Origin of the sequence: Actinoplanes flavus (assembly GCF_017592555.1) — a bacterium.
GTDB lineage: Bacteria > Actinomycetota > Actinomycetes > Mycobacteriales > Micromonosporaceae > Actinoplanes > Actinoplanes flavus.
Window position 1 is genome coordinate 22,477 of record NZ_JAGFNS010000012.1, and the last position, 18,424, is coordinate 40,900.

Annotated in this window: 18 protein-coding genes; 5 read left to right on the top strand and 13 right to left on the bottom strand. The window is 71.4% G+C overall.

The window, feature by feature from the left end; translation table 11 throughout:
* Positions 1–92 precede the first annotated feature (92 nt).
* The 9 genes from J5X75_RS19205 to J5X75_RS19245 form a co-directional block, all read right to left on the bottom strand.
* Positions 93–674 carry a type 4a pilus biogenesis protein PilO gene (locus J5X75_RS19205; RefSeq protein WP_208468783.1) on the bottom strand — a complete coding sequence of 194 codons (582 nt, stop codon included), beginning with the start codon at positions 672–674 and terminating at the stop codon, positions 93–95.
* Positions 674–1,360: a PilN domain-containing protein gene (locus tag J5X75_RS19210; protein ID WP_208468784.1), complete on the bottom strand. Its 687-nt coding sequence runs from the start codon at positions 1,358–1,360 to the stop codon at positions 674–676. Before J5X75_RS19210 ends, J5X75_RS19205 begins: the two co-directional genes overlap by 1 nt.
* Entirely contained in the window at positions 1,360–2,382 is a 1,023-nt protein-coding gene (gene pilM / locus J5X75_RS19215; protein ID WP_208468785.1) for a type IV pilus assembly protein PilM, read from the bottom strand. Before pilM ends, J5X75_RS19210 begins: the two co-directional genes overlap by 1 nt.
* A 22-nt stretch (positions 2,383–2,404) precedes the next feature.
* On the bottom strand, positions 2,405–3,187 hold the full coding sequence (locus J5X75_RS19220) for a prepilin peptidase (RefSeq protein WP_208468786.1): 783 nt from the start codon (positions 3,185–3,187) through the stop codon (positions 2,405–2,407).
* A 79-nt stretch (positions 3,188–3,266) separates the two neighbouring features.
* The gene (locus J5X75_RS19225) at positions 3,267–3,743 is read right to left on the bottom strand and encodes a prepilin-type N-terminal cleavage/methylation domain-containing protein (RefSeq protein ID WP_208468787.1); all 477 of its coding nucleotides are present in this window, start codon (positions 3,741–3,743) and stop codon (positions 3,267–3,269) included.
* Positions 3,744–3,864: 121 nt separating this feature from the next.
* The gene (locus tag J5X75_RS19230; protein WP_208468788.1) at positions 3,865–5,094 is read right to left on the bottom strand and encodes a type II secretion system F family protein; all 1,230 of its coding nucleotides are present in this window, start codon (positions 5,092–5,094) and stop codon (positions 3,865–3,867) included.
* 4 nt (positions 5,095–5,098) lie between these two features.
* Positions 5,099–6,217, bottom strand: coding sequence for a type IV pilus twitching motility protein PilT (locus tag J5X75_RS19235; RefSeq protein WP_208468789.1), 1,119 nt, complete (start codon positions 6,215–6,217; stop codon positions 5,099–5,101).
* A gap of 107 nt (positions 6,218–6,324) precedes the next feature.
* The gene (locus J5X75_RS19240; protein WP_208468790.1) at positions 6,325–7,995 is read right to left on the bottom strand and encodes a GspE/PulE family protein; all 1,671 of its coding nucleotides are present in this window, start codon (positions 7,993–7,995) and stop codon (positions 6,325–6,327) included.
* A 30-nt stretch (positions 7,996–8,025) separates the two neighbouring features.
* The gene (locus J5X75_RS19245; RefSeq protein WP_208468791.1) at positions 8,026–9,042 is read right to left on the bottom strand and encodes a GlxA family transcriptional regulator; all 1,017 of its coding nucleotides are present in this window, start codon (positions 9,040–9,042) and stop codon (positions 8,026–8,028) included.
* A gap of 53 nt (positions 9,043–9,095) precedes the next feature.
* Here J5X75_RS19245 and J5X75_RS19250 point away from each other — a divergent pair, with 53 nt between their 5' ends.
* Positions 9,096–10,361, top strand: coding sequence for an MFS transporter (locus tag J5X75_RS19250; protein ID WP_208468792.1), 1,266 nt, complete (start codon positions 9,096–9,098; stop codon positions 10,359–10,361).
* Between the two features lie 46 nt (positions 10,362–10,407).
* Positions 10,408–12,828: an FxSxx-COOH system tetratricopeptide repeat protein gene (fxsT, locus tag J5X75_RS19255; RefSeq protein WP_208468793.1), complete on the top strand. Its 2,421-nt coding sequence runs from the start codon at positions 10,408–10,410 to the stop codon at positions 12,826–12,828.
* On the opposite strand, the gene J5X75_RS19260 is transcribed toward fxsT, so the two are convergent.
* The 3 genes from J5X75_RS19260 to fxsA are packed head-to-tail and all read right to left on the bottom strand — an operon-like array spanning position 12,823 to position 16,177.
* On the bottom strand, positions 12,823–14,484 hold the full coding sequence (locus J5X75_RS19260; RefSeq protein WP_208468794.1) for a putative bifunctional diguanylate cyclase/phosphodiesterase: 1,662 nt from the start codon (positions 14,482–14,484) through the stop codon (positions 12,823–12,825). The genes fxsT and J5X75_RS19260 overlap by 6 nt on opposite strands.
* Before the next feature lie 47 nt (positions 14,485–14,531).
* Positions 14,532–15,971, bottom strand: coding sequence for an aKG-HExxH-type peptide beta-hydroxylase (locus tag J5X75_RS19265; RefSeq protein WP_208468795.1), 1,440 nt, complete (start codon positions 15,969–15,971; stop codon positions 14,532–14,534).
* 14 nt (positions 15,972–15,985) lie between these two features.
* Positions 15,986–16,177 (bottom strand): FxSxx-COOH cyclophane-containing RiPP peptide, encoded by a 192-nt coding sequence (fxsA, locus tag J5X75_RS19270; protein ID WP_307798158.1) that lies wholly within the window; start codon positions 16,175–16,177, stop codon positions 15,986–15,988.
* Between the two features lie 167 nt (positions 16,178–16,344).
* On the opposite strand from fxsA, the gene J5X75_RS19275 reads away from it, so the two are divergent.
* Complete coding sequence (locus J5X75_RS19275) at positions 16,345–16,530, top strand: hypothetical protein (protein WP_208468796.1); 186 nt, start codon at positions 16,345–16,347, stop codon at positions 16,528–16,530.
* Positions 16,520–16,912, top strand: a complete 393-nt coding sequence (locus tag J5X75_RS19280; RefSeq protein WP_307798159.1) for a hypothetical protein — start codon at positions 16,520–16,522, stop codon at positions 16,910–16,912. The genes J5X75_RS19275 and J5X75_RS19280 overlap by 11 nt, the downstream gene beginning before the upstream one ends.
* Positions 16,913–16,931: 19 nt before the next feature.
* Here J5X75_RS19280 and J5X75_RS19285 read toward each other — a convergent pair whose 3' ends face one another.
* On the bottom strand, positions 16,932–17,216 hold the full coding sequence (locus J5X75_RS19285; protein WP_208468797.1) for a DUF427 domain-containing protein: 285 nt from the start codon (positions 17,214–17,216) through the stop codon (positions 16,932–16,934).
* A gap of 126 nt (positions 17,217–17,342) precedes the next feature.
* Here J5X75_RS19285 and J5X75_RS19290 point away from each other — a divergent pair, with 126 nt between their 5' ends.
* The gene (locus tag J5X75_RS19290; RefSeq protein WP_208468798.1) at positions 17,343–18,389 is read left to right on the top strand and encodes a hypothetical protein; all 1,047 of its coding nucleotides are present in this window, start codon (positions 17,343–17,345) and stop codon (positions 18,387–18,389) included.
* Positions 18,390–18,424 lie beyond the last annotated feature (35 nt).

Below are 18,424 nucleotides of genomic sequence, written 5' to 3' on the forward strand. Positions count from 1 at the left end.
GAGGACGGCCGAGGGCGGAGCGCTAATCGGTTGCGAGCCGGTTGCGGTCCGAGCCCGGCTCCGGGGTCGGAGCAGGGCCCGGGCCGGGTGGATCAGGAGTCGACCGAGATGGTCTGAGTCGTGGTGATGAAGGCGCTCAGCGAGAGGTTGAGCTCCCATCCGTCCGTGTTGTCGCCACTGAGCTTGGCGCTCTCGATCAGGACCGCTCGCGGCTGCATGGTTTGCAGGCGCTCCACGAAGTCGATGATCTTGTCGACCTTGCCGCTCTCGATGTTGAGGGTGATCGGCAGTTGCTTGATGGCCGGGGTGGTCTTGGACTCCTCCGGCACCGAGGCGCTGTAGCCGCTGACGTCGACGCCGTACTTGCTGCCGAGGACCTGCAACTGCTTCAGAAACTCGGGGATCTTGTTGGTGTTCTCCCCGTAGGGCAGGGCCTTCTGCGCCTCGACGAGGGTGTCCTCGTAGGTGTCGACCTTCTTGAGCTGTGCCTTCAGCTCGGCCAGCTTCCGCTGTTCCTTGGTCAGCTGGATCCGCGTGTCGGCGGTGTCGGTCTGCACGCTGTCCCGCGCGGTGTACTGGGGCGAGATCACCAGGAACCAGCCGCCCACCGCGAGCAGGATGGTCAGGGCCAGGCCCCCGAAGAGCCAGATCTGGTCGATGCGGCGTGCGTTCATCACTTGCCTTCGCTCGGGCAGTCGGAGGTGAAGCGGCCGCAGAGGGCCTTCTTGGTGATGGCGACCGACACGGTGAAGGACACCTTGCTCTTCTCCTGCTTCGTCACGCTGGTGACGAACGGGTTCTCCACGTGCCGCAGTTTGCCGAGCCGGTTCACGTATTCGGCGACCCGGCGCTTGTCCTGGGCGGTGCCGGTGATGGTCAGGTTGCCGACCGCTCCGGCGGCCGCCTCCTCGTTGCTCTCCTCGACCAGGCCGCCGCTGATCTCGGAGATGTCCACGTCGTCCTCCGCCTGGTCCCGGAGAAGGTTGAGCATGTTGGTCCAGGACAGGTCGTTGGCAAGCACCGAGGTCAGTTCGGCGTTCAAGGCCTTTCCACCGTCCTGGTATTCGACCAGGTCCCTGAGCGCGTCGGTCTTCTGAGCCGTCCGGGCCCGAGCGAGGGACTGGAAGACGTCGTTGTACTCGTCGTCCGCGGCCTGCTTGGCCAGACCGGCCTGCCAGTACCAGGTGCCCAGGCCGGCCAGCGTGACCAGCACCAGCACGATGATCAGCGAACGGGTACGCCGGGCCCGGCGACCGTCCCGGATCTCCGGGGGCAGCAGGTCGGCGCGGATGGTGAGGACCCGGGCCGCCTGCTGCGGCGAGACCGTGGGGTCGAGGGGCATCAGTGCGGTGGGAGTCATCAGGCCGCTCCGAGGGTGAGGCCGATCGACACCGCCGCCGACGGCACGAAACTGTCGAAACCGCGCTCCCGCGCCTTGCGGGTGTCGCGCAGCCGGGCCGCGCTGTCCGCGTACCGGACCGCGACGCCGAGCTGCTCCTGGAGGTGCTCGGCGAGGCCGGGCATGAGCGCGCTGCCACCGCACAGCGAGATCCGGGTGACCTGCTTCTGCCGCTCGCCGGAGGCCAGGTAGGTGAACGAGCTGCGCAGCTCGCTGGAGAGCGGGCGGACCGCGTCGACCAGGGCGGCCACCGCGTCCGGGTTGCCGTTGCCGTGCAGGCCGTACCGGCACTTGAGCGCCTCGGCCTCGGCCGTGTCCAGGCCCAGGCGGCCGGCGATGCTCTCGGTGATCTCGGCGCCGCCCCGGGGCAGGGTACGCACGAACAGCGGCTCACCGTCGGTGTGCACCACCACGCTGGTGATGTTCGCTCCGATGTCGACGATCGCCTCCACCTGGGCGTCCAGCCGGGAGGCGGCGCGCAGCATGGCGAACGAGGAGAGGTCGACACCCTTGACCTTGAGGCCGGCCTTCTGGACCGCCTGGACCAGGGTGACCACGGACTCCTTGGGTACGGCGATCAGCAGTCCCCGTACGGTCGGGTTGTCCCCGGGCTGCTCCAGCGGATAGAAGTCGAGCAGTGAGCGCTCGACCGCCAGCGGCAGTTGCTCCTTGACCTGGAAGGGCAGGGCCTGGCGCATCTGGCCGGCCGGCAGGTTGGCGATCGACGTCTCGCGGACCACCAGCTGCGGGTTGGTGACCGCCAGGGTGACCCGCTTGGTGCCGAACTTGCAGGCGGCCCAGAGCTGCTTGAGCGCCGCGGTGACCGCGCCCGGGTTCTGGATCACGCCGGCCGAGACGGTGCCCGGCTCCAGCGGGAACTGGCCGAAGTTGACCAGGGAGTACTCGTCCTTGCTGCGCCGGACCTCGACGGCCCGGATGGAGGACGAGCCGATGTCGAGCCCGATCGGCGGTGCGCCAGCCATCGGTTTTCCTTCCTTTGAGCAGTCAGACGGTGGGGGTCAGCAGGGTGGTGTACCAGTCGGCGAGCGGCGCCGCGGCGAAGACCGCCAGGAAGGCGCCGGCCAGCATGTACGGGCCGAAGGGCACCCGGGTCTTGCGGCTGACCAGCTTGAGGGCCAGCAGGACGCCGCCGACCAGGCCGCCGAGCAGGAACGCGGCGAAGGCGCCGACCGCTACCGCGTTCCAGCCGAGCCAGCCGAGGTAGAAGCCGAGCAGCGGGGCCAGCTTCACGTCGCCGCCGCCCATGCCCCAGAACGCGAGCACCCGGTAGACCAGGTAGAGCAGGGCCGCGCCGAGGGCGCCGCGGAGCAGGTCGCCGGAGGAGCCGGCGGCCAGCGAGACCGGCGCCAGGAGCGCGACGGCCACGCCGTACGAGGGAAGGACGATCTTGTTGGGCAGCCGCATGACGTCCAGGTCGATCATCGTCAGGGCGATCGCGACGGCGGCCAGGTAGAGGTAGGCGGGCAGTTCCCAGGACCAGCCGAAGCGGGCCGCGACCGCCGCGAAGAGGACCGCCGTGCCGGCCTCGACCAGCGGGTAGCGGGCGCTGATCCGGGTGCCGCAGTCGGCGCACCGGCCGCGCAGCACGAGCCAGCCGAGCACCGGCACGTTGTGCCGGGCCCGGACCGGGTTGCCGCACTCGGGGCAGTGTGACCCGGGCCGGACCAGCGACTCGTCGCGGGGCACCCGGTGGATCACCACGTTCAGAAAGGATCCGATGGCGAGCCCGAGGAGGGCCACGATGCCGATCAGCAGGGTCTGGGGCACGGCGGTCCTCCTCGGGTTCGTCAGGAGATGAGAACGGGTCCGGGTGGCACCGGAGTCGGCGCCACCCGGGAGTGGACGATCAGGCGCAGGTGTCGAGGTTGAGCTTCTTGCCGGCGTCGGCCACCGAACCACCGGTCGCGCTGTCGTACAGGTAGTACTTTTCGCTGCCGCCGGTGTTGGTCGCGCAGATCTTGTAGGCGCTCTCGCCGTTCTTGACGTAACCGAGCTGCGTCTTGTCCGACAGCGTGATGGTCGCCACGGTGCCACCGGTGGCCACGGCCGGGAGCTCCAGCTTGGTGGCGGTGCCGGAGTCGTCCTTCTTCGTGGCCGGGAACTTGTTGTTGTTGTTGGTGTAGAACTGCTCGACCGCGCTGATCGCGCCGCGCACGTCCGACTGAGCCGACTTGTCGGCAGCACCCTGCCGGTAGTTCAGGTAGACCGGCACGGCGATCGCGACCAGAACACCGATGATGACCACCACGACCAGGAGCTCGATCAGGGTGAAGCCTTCGTCGTTCTTCTTGCCGGCGCGGAGTCGGGAGATGATGTCCTGCATGAGGGTGCCTCCATGGGCGTGGTGTGGTTGGGGAAGGGCCGGGCTCGGGCACCCGGGAAGGTGTTGCTGTCGGCCGTCGGGAGTCGGCCGAGAGAACGGCGGTGGCGTCGTTGCCGGGTCGTCAGCCCTGGATGTTCTGGTAGATCGTGAACATCGGCAGGTAGAGGCAGATGACCATGCCGCCGACCACGGTGCCCATGACGAGCACCATGATGGGTTCGATGGACGCGGTCAGGGACTCGGCCGCGGCGTCGACCTCGCGGTCGTAGAAATCGGCAACCTTGTCGAGCATCTGACTGATCTGACCGCTCTCTTCACCGACCTCGATCATCTGGGTGACCATGGCCGGGAAGATCGGGTGGTTCCGTAGTGCCGAAGACATCGGGTTGCCGTCCCGAACGGTCGCCTGGACGTCCTTCATCGCGGCGTTGATGACTTCGTTGCCGGTGGTCTCGCCGACCACCGTCAGTGCCTGCATGACCGGAACACCGACGTTCAGGAGCAGGCCCAGATTGCGGGAGAAGCGGCTCATGGCGAGCTTCTGGAGCAGCGGCCCGAAGACCGGCATCCGCACCTTGATCTTGTCGACCCTGAGGCGGAACTCCTGGCTGTCGCGCATCCGGCGCTTGTAGAGGGCGGTTCCACCGATCACCGAGCCCAGGAAGAGCGGCCCGATCCAGCCCATGTTGTGGCTGGTGGTGACCAGGAACTGGGTGATCGCCGGCAGCTCGCCACCGAGGTTCTTGAACATCTCCTCGAAGATCGGGACGATGAAGATCAGTACGCCGGCGATCATCACGAAGGTGAAGGCCAGCACGATCGCGGGGTAGGTCAGCGCGCCCTTGATCTTGCCGCGGAGCGCGGTGTCCTTCTCCAGGCTCTCGGCGATCTGCTCGAGGGCCTGGTCGATCATGCCGCCCGTCTCGCCGGCCCGGATCATGGCGATCATCAGGCGCGGGAAGACACGGTCGTGTTTGGCCATCGCCGCCGAGAGCCCGGCGCCCGCGGCCACGTCGGTGCTCACCTCGGCGATCGCCTTCTTCAGCGACGGCGCGGAGGTCTGCTCCTCGAGGATCGCCAGCGACCGCAGCAGCGACATGCCGGACGCGGTCATCGTGGCGAACTGCCGTGCGAACACGGCGAGATCCTTCAGCTTGGCGCGGTTGCCCAGGCCCGGGATCTTGATCTCCCGATGGAGACCCTGACCGGCCTCGGTGACGCCGAGCGGCACATCGCCCCGCTGGCGCAGCATGTGGGTGGCGGCGGCCTCGTTGGGCGCCTCGATGGTGCCCTTGGCCTTCTTACCGGTGGCGTCGATCGCCTCGTACCGGAACATCTTGGTGGACGGCATCGGATCACGCCCGTCCCACGAGGCGCTTGAGCTCCTCGGCGGAATGGCAGATCTCCAGCGCGGCCGACAGGCTGACCAGGCCCTCCCGGACCTTCTCGCCCAGGTGCTGGTCGAAGGCGAGCATGCCCTCGCTGCCGCCGGCCTGCATGAAGGACGGGATCTGGTGCGTCTTGCCCTCCCGGATCAGGCTTCGGATGGCGGGCGTACAGGTCAGGATCTCGCAGATCACCAGGCGCCCCTTTCCGTCGGCGGTCGGCGCCAGCGCCTGGGTGATCACGCCCTGGAGGCTGGCCGCCAACTGGGCACGGATCTGGAGCTGCTGGTGCGGGGGGAAGATGTCGATGATCCGGTCGATGGTCTGGGTGGCGCTCTGCGTGTGCAGGGTCGCCATCACCAGGTGACCGGTCTCCGCGGCGGTCAGCGCCGTCGCGGTGGTCTCCAGGTCACGGAGCTCGCCGACCAGGATGATGTCGGGGTCCTGCCGCAGCGCGTGCTTGAGCGCGGTGGCGAAGTTGTCGGTGTCGGCGCCGACCTCCCGCTGGTTCACCACACACCGCTTGTGCGGGTGCAGGAACTCGATCGGGTCCTCGATCGTGATGATGTGGTCGGCCCGGCTGCGGTTGGCCAGGTCGAGCAGGGACGCCAGGGTGGTGGTCTTGCCGGAACCGGTCGGTCCGGTCACCAGGACGAGACCGCGGGGCAGATGGGCGAAGCGGGCCACCGACTCCGGCATGCCCAGCTCGTCCAGCGGCTTGATCTTGTGCGGGATGGCCCGGAAGACCGCGCCGTACGAGGCCCGCTGGCGGTACAGGTTGCCGCGGAACCGGGAGACGCCGACGATGCTGTGCGCGAAGTCCATCTCCTGGTCCCGCAGGAAGATCTCCCACTGTTCCGGGGTGACCGCCGCGCGGGCCAGCAGTTCGGTGTCGGAGGTGTTGAGCCGGCCGTAACCGGGCACCGGCCGCAGCGAGCCGTGCACCCGCATCATCGGCGGGGAGCCGACGGTCAGGTGCAGGTCGGAGCCGTTCGCCTCGACCAGGGTGATGAGCAGCTGGTTCAGCACGTCCAGGTCGTTCGCGGAGGCGCCGGCGCCGGGCCGTGCCTCGTGCTGGAGCGTGCTCATCTGTTCCCCCGGTCCCGCTCGGTGTTTCCCGACGCCTGTTGATTCGGCACCGGGGGAATCCGGTTTAGGAGCGCTCGGGTGCGGTGCGGGTTCAGCCCTGCAACCGTTCAGACGGCCACCCGGGAGACCTCGCGGATCGAGGTGAGGCCGCCCGCCGCCTTGGCCAGGCCGTCGGCGCGCAGGTCGTACATGCCCTGGGCCAGGGCGACCTCGCGGATCTCGCCGGCCGCGGCCCGCCGGATGCACAGCGACTCGATCTCCGGGCTCACCGGCATCACCTCGTGCACCGCGATCCGGCCCTTGTACCCGGTGTTGGCGCAGTTCCGGCAGCCCACCGGCCGGTACAGCACCTCCGGGAAGGCCAGGTCCGCCAGCGGCCAGTGGGCGCCGACGATCTCCTCCTCGGTGGGGGCGTACGGCTCCTTGCACCAGTCGCAGATCCGCCGTGCCAGACGCTGGGCCAGCACGCAGTCGAGTGACGAGCCGACCAGGAACGGCTCGATGCCCATCTCGGTGAGCCGGGTGACCGCGCCCGGGGCGTCGTTGGTGTGCAGCGTGGAGAGCAGGAGGTGACCGGTGAGCGCGGCCTCGACGGCGATCTGCGCGGTGGCGCCGTCCCGGATCTCACCGATCAGGACCACGTCCGGGTCGGTACGCAGGATCGCCGGCAGCACCGCCGCGAAGGTCAGCCCGGCCTTGGCGTTGACCTGTACCTGGTTGATGCCGCGCAGCCGGTACTCGACCGGGTCCTCGACCGTGATCACGTTGATCTCCGGCCGGCTGATCTTGCCGAGGGTGGCGTACAGGGTGGTCGACTTGCCGGAGCCGGTCGGCCCGGTCACCAGCACCATCCCGTGCGGCTTGCTGAACGACGCGGAGAAGCGTTGCAGGTTGTGCTGGGTGAAACCGAGTTTCGCCAGGTCCAGGTCGATGCCGCCGCCGGTGTCCAGGACCCGGAGCACGATCTTCTCGCCCCACACCGTGGGCAGTGTGGCGGTACGCAGGTCGACCGTACGGTCCCGGATCAGGGCGGTGATCCGGCCGTTCTGCGGGATCCGCTTCTCGGTGATGTCGACCCCGGACATGATCTTGATGCGGGAGATCAGCGCCGACATCACGCCCCGGGGCACCAGGTCCACCTCGTGCAGCACGCCGTCGATCCGGTAGCGGACCCGCATGTCGTCCTCGGTCGGCTCCAGATGCAGGTCGGAGGCACGGTTCATGACGGCCTGCTCGATCAGGCTGTTCACGTACCGGACGATCGGGGCGTCGTCGGTGCTGGTGGCCTGGGCCGCCATGCCGGCCTGGTCGTCCTGCCCCTCGTCGGCCAGGTCGGCCAGGTCGGCGCCCTCACGTTGGAGCCGCTCGATGATCCGGCGGACCTCGCTGCGCGCCACCACCACCGGGCGGATGGTCATGCCGGTGGACGCCCGTACGTCGTCCAGCGCCACCACGTCGGCCGGATCGGTGACACCGACCACCAGCTCGTTGCCGTTGATCGCCAGGCCGAGCACCCGGTGCCGGAGCACCACCGGCAGCGGGATCCGTTTCAGCGCGGCCGGCTCCGGGGTGAACCCGACCAGGTCCAGCGTCTTGATCCCGAACGCCGCGGCGGCCGCCTCGGTGAGCTGCTCCTCGGTGACCACCTGATCGTTGATCAGCACCGCGCGCACGGACCGGCCGCTGCGCTGGGCCTCCGCCGCGGCACGGTCGACCGCGGCGGGGTCCACGCCGATCTGTTTGAGGGCGTCGAGCAGCGGGCGGAAGGTCTGATCCATGCGTACCTCGGCGGCGGAGGGAAAGAGGGTTCATTGCCCCATCGGAAGGTTTCGCCCGGAACTGAGCGCGCGAAGATCAGGCCGGAAGGTCCGCCGGTACGCCGACGGCGCCACCCCGATCGTGGCGTGCATGTGCTGCCGCAGCGCGGTGGCGCTGCCCAGCCCGGCCCGCCGGGCCACCGCCTCCACCGCCAGATCGGTCGACTCCAGCAGGATGCGGGCGTGCTCGACCCGCTGGCGCAGCAGCCACTGCCGGGGGCTGAGCCCGGTCTCGTCCCGGAACCGGCGGGTGAACGTCCGTACGCTCATCCGGGCGTGCCCGGCCATCTCCTCCAGGGTGACCGGCTCGGCCAGCCGGTCCAGCACCCAGGCGCGGGTCGGCTCGGTGCCCGAACCGTGCGCGTCCGGCACCGGCCGCTCGATGAACTGCGCCTGACCGCCGTCCCGCCAGGGCGGTACCACGCAGCGCCGGGCCGTCCGGTTGGCCACCGCGGCGCCGTGGTCGCCACGGACGATGTGCAGGCACAGGTCCACCCCGGCGCCCACCCCGGCCGAGGTGAGCACGTCCCCGTCGTCGACGAAGAGCACGTCGAAGTCCCATCGCACCCGCGGGTACAGCCCGCCGATCCGTTCGGCCCAGGCCCAGTGGGTGGCGGCCGGGCGGCCGTCCAGCAGACCGGCGGCGGCCAGCACCGACGCCCCGGTGCAGATGGAGACGATCCGGGCGCCCCGGGCGGCGGCCGCGACCAGCGCCTGCCGCACCTCGTCGGGCAGGGTTCCGTCGGTCACCGGGCCGCCCTTGTGGATCCCCGGGACGATCACCGTGTCGGCCTCGGCCAGCTGTTCCAGGCCGAACTCCGGGATCAGGGTGAAGCCCGACTCGGCGACCACCGGGGCCGGACCGCAGACCCGGACCCGGTACAGCCGGTTCCCGTCGTCGTCGCGCGCCGACAGGAACACCTGGGTGGGCGTGCCCAGGTCGAACGGGACCAGGCCCTCCAGGACCAGGATGGCGATGAGATGCTTCATGGCCTGATTCTTGCGCATGATGGCCTACCGGCCACTCGTCCGATGGTTTCCGGGCCAGCAGGATCAGTGGCGTGAGACGTATCCATCCCGCCTGGGCCGTCGCGGCGGTGACCTTCGTGGCACTGCTCGGCGCGGCCGGCTTCCGCGCCACCCCGTCCGTCATGCTCCAGCCGCTGCACGAGGAGTTCGGCTGGTCACTCGGCACTATCTCGGCCGCCGTCTCGGTGAACCTGCTGCTCTACGGCCTGACCGCGCCGTTCGCCGCGGCCCTGATGAACCGGTTCGGCGTCCGCCGGGTCGCGATGGCCGCGCTGCTGCTGGTCTCCGCGGGCTCCGGGCTGACCCTGTGGATGACCCAGAGCTGGCAGCTGGTCCTCTGCTGGGGCGTGCTGGTCGGCCTCGGCACCGGCTCGCTCGCCCTCGGTTTCGTCGCCACCATCACCGGGCGCTGGTTCGTCCGGCACCGCGGCCTGGTCACCGGTGTGCTCACCGCCGCCGGGGCGACCGGCAACCTGATCTTCCTGCCGGTGCTGTCCCGGATCGTCGAGTCGGACGGCTGGCGGACGGCGGCGGTCACCGTGTCGATCGCGGCGCTCGCCGTCGTACCCCTGCTGGGTTGGAAGTTGCGGGACCACCCGGCGCAAGTGGGCGTCCCGGCACTCGGGGCCACGGAGATCGAGACGCCGGTGAAACCGGCCGGAGGGGCCGCGGGCAACGCGCTGCGGGCGCTCCGCGACGCCGCCCGGACCAGGGCGTTCTGGCTGCTCGCGGGTGGGTTCGCGATCTGTGGGGCGACCACCAACGGACTGGTCGGCACGCACTTCATCCCGGCCGCGCACGACCACGGGATGCCGCAGACCACCGCCGCGACACTGCTCGCGCTGGTCGGCGTCTTCGACGTGGTGGGGACCATCGCCTCCGGCTGGCTGACCGACCGGGTGGACAGCCGGATCCTGCTCGGCGCCTACTACGCGCTGCGCGGGCTGTCGCTGCTGGTGCTGCCGTCGCTGTTCGCGGCCACCGCGCATCCCAGCATGCTGATCTTCGTCCTCTTCTATGGGCTGGACTGGGTGGCCACCGTGCCGCCGACCGTGACGCTCTGCCGGGAGTACTTCGGCGCGGCCGGGCCGATCGTCTTCGGCTGGGTCTTCGCCTCGCACCAGTTCGGCGCGGCGGCCGCCGCCACCGCGGCCGGGCTGGCCCGCGACCGGTTCGGCGACTACACGATCGCCTGGTACGTGGCCGGCGGCCTGGCCATCCTCGGCGCGATCCTGAGCCTGATGCTCTACGCCGGGAAGCGGCTGCCCGTCATCGAGGAACTGCGCGTCCCGGCGTGACCGGGCCTCCTTTTCTGTGGCGAGGTATCCACGTACGGTAATCGGCATGTCGATCCGGGGTGGTCTCCCGCCGCGCAACTCCCGCTTCGTGGGCCGTGACGACCTGCTGAACCGGCTCCGCGACCGGCTCGGCAGCGGCCCGGTGGTGCTGCTGCCGAGCCCGGAACAGGAACTCGGCGGCACCGGGCGCACCCAGCTCGCCGTCGAGTACGCCCACCGCCACGCCGACGCGTACGACCTGATCTGGTGGATCCCGGCCGAGCAGACCGCCGGGGCACGGGCGTCACTGGCCGGGCTGGCCCAGCGGCTCGGGGTGCCGGAGGCCCGTGATCTCAACCGGACACTCGGCGCGGTGCGTGACGCGCTCAGCCGGGGCGAGCCGTACCGGAACTGGCTGATCGTCTTCGAGAACGCCAACCGGCCCGAGGACATCACGCCGTACCTGCCCAGTGGCGCCGGGCACGTGCTGGTGACCAGCCGCGACCCGCGGTGGACGGCCGAGGTGGCGCAGGCGCTGCCGGTGCCGGTGTTCTCCCGGGCGGACAGTGTGGACCTGCTGCGGTCGCGGTCGCCGGAGCTGTCCCCGGCCGACGCCGACCGGATCGCCGCCCGCCTCGACGACGTGCCGATGGCCCTCGACCTGGCCGCCGCCGTCCGCGACGCCACCGGCCGCGGCGCCGCCGCCTACCTGTCCGACTACGAGCGCCGTGCCGCCGACCTGGCCTCCCCCACCCCGATCCGGGTGGCCTGGGGGCTGGCCGCCGAGGCGCTCGGCGCCGGCGCCCCGGCCGACCGGATGCTGCTGGAGCTGTGCACCTTCCTGGCCAGCGCGCCGATCTCCTGGCGGCTGCTGTGGGCGGCCCGCACCCTGCCGCTGGAGGCGGAGCTGGCCCGGGTGGTCCGGGTGGAGCGCCGGCTGCGGGCCGCGATGCGCCGGATCAGCCGGTACGGCCTGGCCGAACTCGACCCGTCCGGGGAGCGGCTCACCGTGCATCCGCTGATCCGGAGCATGTTCGGCCAGGAGCTCAGCCCGGAACGGCACGCGGCGCTGCAGCGTACGGTCCGGGGCATGCTGGCGGCCGCCGATCCGGGCGACCCCGACGACCCGGCCGGCTGGTACCGGTACGCCGAGCTGGCCCCGCACCTGATCCCGTCCGACCTGCTCGGCGGCGACGCCGAGGAGGTCCGCCAGCTGGTGGTCAACTGCGTCCGGTACCACTTCGCCCGCGGCGACTACGACTCCAGCCGGGATCTGGCCGGCTCGGCGGCGGACCGCTGGCGCGACACCCTGGGCGAGTCCGCCGAGCAGACCCTGCTGGCCGGGTTCCACCTGGCCAACGCGCTGCGGGCGGTCGGGCGCACGGCCGACGCGCGGACCCTGAACCTGCGCACCCTGCGCACCCAGCGGGAGGTGGCCGGCGCCGACGACGAGGCCACCCTGACCACCGCCAACAGTGTCGGCGCCGACCTGCGGATCCAGGGTCACTTCGGTCAGGCCCGGCAGCTGGACGCGGACAATCTGGTCCGGTACCGCCGGCTGTTCGGCGAGGGCTACCCGACCGCGCTGCGCTGCGCCAACAACCTCGCCGCCGACCTGCGGCTGCTCGGCGACTTCCGGGGCGCCCGGGTGCTGGACGAGCAGGTGCTGCGGCACCGGCAGGCGATCTTCGTGGACGGCCATCCGGAGATCGTGGCGACCCGGGCCGGGCTGGCCTTCGACCTGTTCGGCCTCGGCGACTACGCGGGCGCCGCCGAGGTGCTGGCGGCCCGCGGCACGGACCTGCCGGAGGACCACGTCTTCGCGCTGTGGGCCGGCCGGGCCGCCGCGATGGCCGCCCGCCGCCGCGGCGACCCGTCGGCCCACGCCCTGGCCGAGGCCAACCTCCGGGTCTGCCGGCAGCGGTTCGGTGAGCTGAACGTCGACACCCTGGCCGCCACCGTGTCGACGGCACACTGCGCCCGCGCCGACGGCGACCTCGATCATGCCCACGAGCTGCTGGAACGCGCCGTGACCCGGTACCACGCCGTGCTCGGCGACGAGCATCCGTTCACGCTCGCCGCATCGGCCGGGCTGGCCGGGATGATCCGGGCCGCGGGCCGGCACGCCGAGGCGCGGACCATCGGCGCGGAGATTCTCGGCGGGCTGCGGCGCAGCGTCGGCGGCGATCACCCGTTCACGCTGGGCTGCGCCAACGGGCTGGCCGCCGATCTCGCGGCGGTGGGCGAGGCGCAGCAGGCCCGGGAACTGGCCGCCGACACGCTGCGCCGCTCCCGGGCGGTCCGCGGGCCGGATCATCCGGACACCGTGGCCTGCGCGTGGAACCTGGCGCTCACCGGCGGCGACGAGGCGGCACGGCAGCAGGCGCTCGACGCGTTCGGCAAGGCGTACGGCGACGGCCACCCGGTGTTCCGGGTGACCGCCGCCGGTCATGCCGTGGAGACGGAGATCGATCTGCCGCCGCTATAGGATCTCCGCCGACTGCTTGTCGAGCAGGTCCGTCACCTCGACGGCCGGCATCGGCCGGGCGAAGTGGAAACCCTGGGCCCGGCCGCAGGCCAGCTCGCGCAGCCGGTCCGCCTGCCCGGCGTCCTCCACGCCCTCGGCCACCGGGTCCAGGTTGAAGGTCCGCGCGATGTGCAGCACCGCCTCGGCCACCGACGCCCCACCGGTCTCCGGCATGGCCTGCACGAACGAGCGGTCGATCTTGACCACGTCGACCGGCAGGGTGCTGAGGTGGCTGAGCGACGAGAAGCCGGTGCCGAAGTCGTCCAGCGCGATCCGTACGCCGAGCGCCTTGAGCTCGTTGAGCACCCGGGCCGACTCGACCAGGTCGGTGAGCGCCACCGACTCGGTCAACTCCAGCACCAGATCCCGCGGGGGCAGACCGGTACGGGCGAGCACCTCCCGTACCTCGTCCACCAGCCGCGGGTCGGTCAGCTGGGACGCCGACAGGTTGACGTTCATCTCGAAGCCGGGGAACTGGTTCTGCCAGTTCATCGCCTGCCGGCAGGCCTCCTCCAGCACCCAGCCGCCGAGCCGGGGCACCTGCCCGAGCTGCTCGGCCAGATCCAGGAAGACCGCGGGCGGGACCAGGCCCTTCTCCGGGTGCCGCCAGCGGACCAGGGCCTCCACGCCGACGGTCATGCCGCCCGCGTTCAGGTCCACGATCGGCTGGTAGTGCACCTCGAACTCGCCGGCCTCCAGGCCGCGCATCAGATCCTGCTCGGCCAGCCGCCGCTGCTCCGCCTTCGCGAACAGCACCGGGTCGAACCGCCGGGCCACCCCGCCGCCGTCCCGTTTGGCCCGGATCAGGGCCTGGTCGGCGCGGCGCAGCACACCGTCCAGCCCGTCGCCGCCGTGCGAGACGGCGACGCCGGCGCTGGCCCGGATGCTGATCGCCAGCCCGTTCAGCTGCAACGGGCGGTGCAGTTCGGTGAGGACGCGTTCGGCCACCCCGACGGCGGCGTACTCGTCCTCCAGGCCGGACAGCAGCACCACGAACTCGTCGCCGTCCAGACGGGCCACGGTGTCGTTGGCGCGCACGTTCACGGCGAGCCGCTCGGCCGCGGCGCGCAGCAGGTCGTCACCGACCGCCTGCCCGAACGTCTCGTTGACGTCCTTCATGCCGTCCAGGTCCAGCACGATCACCGCGGTCTTGGTGCGGGCCGGCTCGGCCAGGACCTCCTCGGCGTACTCGACGAACATCCGCCGGTTGCCGAGCCCGGTGAGCGGGTCACGGAACGCCTGCTGCGCCAGCAGGGCCTGCTGGCGGTTCCGGTCCGGGTCGGCCCGGTGACTGAGGAACTGCCGCGCCAGGCCGGCCGCCGCGAGCAGCAGCAGCAACCAGACCGCGCCCGGGTGCAACGTGCCGGTGAGATGCCGGAGGCCCATCGCGGCGAGTGCGGCCGCCACCGTCGCATACCGCAGCAGACCGCGCCGTGTGTCCAGCAACAGCACGGCCAGGCCCAGGCAGAGCGCCGCCAGCAGCGACACGCTCCGCCCGATCAGCCCGCCGGGCAGCGCGGAATCGGCCGCCGGCCAGGCCAGCAGGACGAGCGACGCGAGGACCACGGCGTCGTCGACGACGATCCGCACCCGATCCCACCAAGCGTTGCGACCCATTTTGCACCTCCGGCGGGACACATCGGTACCGGCCGGGCGGGCTTGAGTCATCCTTGGCGAGGTTTCCCGAGCCAGTCGGCGAGCTCCGTGATCGAGGCCTCCGGCACCGCCCGGGCGGCGGCGCGCATCACCTCGGGCCGGGCACGCACGGCCGGGTGCGGGGAGACCAGGGCGAGGCCCGCCCAGGCCGCGTCGTTTCCACGGTCAACTTCAAGATCTTTTTCGTACGCTCGTCGCGCGCTGCCGTGGGCGCCCCGCAAGCAGGCGGCATCCGCGCCATTGCCGCGACCGCCGGGCGTAGCTGCCGGGTCACCCTTCAGCAGCGCCTTCACCAGGCGCAACCGGGAACTGTCCGGCAGTTCCCGCCCCGACCACGGCACCGGAACCGGGGCCACCTCCGGTGCGTCGCGCCCGGACCGGAAGGCCGCCGCGAGCCGGGCCGTGTCCGCCGGGCCGACGCTCAGGTTCCGTAGCCGCCAGCGCAGCCGGTGGTCGGCGCCGACCAGGCCGGCCAGGCGCTCCACCTCGGGATCCACCGGCTCGGCCAGCCACGGGCGCACCTCGTCGAGCAGGGCGGACACGAACCTGTCCCCGGCCGGGGTGAGCGTGCCCCCGTCCCGTAACCCGGACGCGGCCTCCGCGACGGCCGTGCGCCAGCGGGCGAACTCGAACGCGGCGGTCCGGTCCCGCCGTGCCCGCTCCCGCCAGAACCTGGTCACGGCCAGGTACGCGTAGGCGCCGTGCAACACCCCGAAGGCCGGGCGCGGATCGTCCCGCCACGGCGAATAACCCCTCGTGCCGTCCGGCTCGACCAGGTCGAAGAGCAGGTGGGCGGCGTTCAGGACGCTGTGCTGGGTCTCGTGCAGCAGGCCCACGGCCAGGGCCACCGGATCCGGCGGCACCGACATGGCCACCGCGCCGAACGCCTCCGCCGAGGTGGCGCTGATGCCGTCGGCGGCCGGGTCCGGCCGCACCGGGACGATCACCCGCAGCACCGCGGCCAGGGTGGTGGCGGCCGGGCGGTGCTCGCCGGCCAGCAGCGTCCAGGCCCGTTCCAGGCAGGACCGCCAGTGCGCCAGCTCCGCGGGAGTGACCGGGGCGGACGGGACGAGACCCAACCGGGCGCGGATCGGATCGGTGTCCTCCAGGCGCACCGACAGGGTCAGGCCGCCGCTGGAGGCGGTGAGCCGGTGACCGTCCCGGGGAGCCGGGGCGGGCATCGCCAACGGGCCACGGCGCAGCGCCTCGGCCGCCCACAGGCCGGTCATCGGGTCGGCGATCCAGTCCCGGGCGGAACTCGACGCGGCGGCCGCGCTCTTCGCGTACCAGAGAGGGGTTGACCGAAGGCCGCGCCGCACCTCGCGGAGCAGAAGCAGATGGCGGCTGAGCTCCGCGCGGCGCAAGACGCCGAGGGTGTCACCGGAGGGACGCCCGGCGCCCAGCGCGGCGAAGGCGGCGTCGCTGAGCCGGAAGGGTTGTACGGTCATGGGCGGACCGGCGCTCAGAGTGCGGAGTTGAACCCGGCGATCGGCTCGCCGGACCGGCCGTCCTCGGTGACCCGGCGTAACGCCCGGGCGAGGGCCGAGTCGTCCGGCCCGGCCCGGTCGACCAGGTCCGCGAGGGAGGAATCGGAGAGGTCGATCATCACGGAGTGCCACTCCGCCGGCTCGCCGTCGTCCTGCCCCTCGTGCACTGTCTTCTCCTCCGCGAGCCGCTTGTGGCGATCGATGCGTTGCCTGAAGGTTACGGCGGTCGCCGGGTCGGGTGAGGGGCGGGCGTCGTCGCGGCGGGTGCTCGCGGGGTTTGAACGGCCGTGATCTCATGGGACATCACCGCAGTAACCAGGTAACGGAGGGCAAATTGCTGGGTTTCGATGAGGCCGCCGCGCGGACCGGTGACGAGCCGGAGCCGGACGGGTTCGGGGCCGACGTCGATGAGCCGGTGATGCCGGTTCCGGAGTTCCCGACCTTCCACCACACCCCCACGCTGCCGCATCAGTCGCCGGGCAACGGGTTCGAGAGCGGGCGGGACAGCCGTGCACGGTGAGCCGGGGCCGTCGTTGCCGCGGCGGGGGCCGGCGCCGGCCGTCGACCGGATGGGCAACGCCGAACTGGCCCGGATGATCGAGTCCGAGCACCCCTACCGGGGGAGGGCGCTCTTCGAGCTCTGCGACCGGGTCGCGCTCGACGACGACGCGGCGACCAAGGTGGCGATGCTGTCGCGGCTCACGTCCCTGCGCCGGGCGCGGCTCTTCGACCGGGTCTCGCTGGCCTGGTCGGCGATCATCGCGCTGCTGGCGGCGGAGACCACGCACGCGCGGGAGGAGGCGTACGCGGCGTTCCTCGCGCTGGAGCCCGAGGAGCAGCGTGACCTGCTCGACTATCTGGAAGTCGGAAGGATCGAGGAGGCCCACCCCCGTATCACGTGAGCGGGCCTCCGGGGAAGGTTCAGGCCTCGACGCGGACGTCTCTACGGAACGCCACCCGGTCGCGGACCGCCGCGGCGTCCGGTTTCGGATCCGGGAAGAACCACGCGGCGTCCGGTGCCACCTCGCCGTCCGCCCGGAGTGAGTAGTAGGACGCCCGGCCCTTCCAGGGACAGACGGTGTGCGTGTCCGACGGGACGAGCACGTCCTCACGAACGCTGGCGAGGGGGAAGTAGTGGTTGCCCTCGAGTACCACCGTGTCGTCGCTCTCGGCGATCACTTCGTCGTTCCAGATGGCCTTCGGCATGTCCCGAACGTAGCGCGCTCGCGGCTTTGTGTCTGATATGTGCGATTTATTCACCTCCCGTGGGTGAATTGCCGCTTCGATTCCGACGTTCTAGAGTCGAGTTTCCGATCTTCAGGAACGGATCCGATGTCTCGTCTTGACCAGCTGCGCGGCTCCGGGCGGGCCAAGCGCCACAACGCGCGCACCATCGCCGCGCTCACCGGCAACCCCGGCTGCAACCGCCGGGCCGTCCTCGACGCGGCCGGCGTCGACAAGCTCAAACTCGCCGAACGGGTCGGCTTCCCCGGCGGCTTCGGGCAGAGCCGGTTCGCGCTCACCCGCGGCAACGCCTTCGAGGCCATGCTCAAAGCCGACGACTGCGCCCTGCTGCGGTCCGTCCTCGACGTCGACCTCGGCATCGGCTACCAAGACCTCGGCGCGGACGACGACGACACCCTCGGAGCCCGGCACGACCGTACGGCCGAGCTCCTCGCCGGCGCCACCGCCGCCCTCGTCGACCATCCGCTGCTCACCCTCGACGTCGCCGGGCAGACCGTCTACCTCGAACCGGACCTGATCGCGTACGCCCACCAGGGCCGCCTCCAGGTCGTCGAGATCAAGTCGTTCGCGATCCTCGACGGGCAGGCGGAGAGCGCCAAGGTGTCCGCCGCCGCCGTACAGGCCGCCGTCTACGTGCTCGCCCTGCGCGCCCTGCTGGAACGGCTCAGCCTGGACCCGTCGCTGGTCAGCCACGACGTCGTGCTCGTCTGCCCGGAGAACTTCTCGCTCCGGCCCATCGCGGTCGTCCTCGACGTGCGCAAACAGCTCTCCACCCTGCGTCGCCAGCTCTCCCGGCTGGCCTCCGTCGACGCGCTGGCCGCGGCCCTCCCCGGCGACCTCAGCTTCGACCTGGCCCTCGACCCGGCGGCGCTGGTGGCGGCACTCGGGCACATCGAACCCCGGTACGCGCCCGAGTGCCTCTCCGCCTGCGAACTCTCCGCCTTCTGCCGCAGCGAGGCGGCAGGCAGCACGGCGGCACTCGGCCGTTCTGTTCGGGAATCGCTCGGCGGCATCGAAACCGTCGAGGAGGTGCTGGCGCTGGCCTCCGGCGAGCGCGAGCCCACCGAGGAGCAGGCCGAGGCGGCGGCGATGCTGCGGGCCGCCCTCCGCCTGCGCACCGAGGTCCTGCCTTGACCCGCCTTCACCCGCTGGCGGACGGTCCGTCCGCG